1 protein-coding gene is annotated in these 304 nt (G+C 61.5%); it reads left to right on the forward strand.

The genetic code is table 11. The features are described from left to right. Positions 1–263 (forward strand): transposase (locus BIV24_RS30820; RefSeq protein WP_143064712.1); only part of this gene is annotated, 263 nt, incomplete at its 5' end. Between the last annotated feature and the right edge of the window lie 41 nt (positions 264–304).

Raw genomic sequence — 304 nt, forward strand, 5'->3', positions numbered from 1 at the left:
CTTTCCTCCAATTCGACACAGAAATAAGGCGAGTTGTCTGCACGACGAACGCCATCGAGTCGGTCAACGCGCGCATCCGCAAGGCCGTCCGCTCCCGCGGACATTTCCCGAACGAGCAGGCAGCGATCAAGTGCGTCTACATGGCCGTCATGAGCCTGGACCCGACGGGGCAGGGCCGCAAACGCTGGTCACAGCGATGGAAGGCCGCACTCAACGCCTTCGAGATCACCTTCGACGGTCGGCTCTCCGCCGCCCGCCGCTGACCCACTAACAACTCCAGAACCACCGTTAACTTTACAGACCC

Source organism: Streptomyces colonosanans (genome assembly GCF_001866645.1).
Lineage (GTDB): Bacteria > Actinomycetota > Actinomycetes > Streptomycetales > Streptomycetaceae > Streptomyces > Streptomyces colonosanans.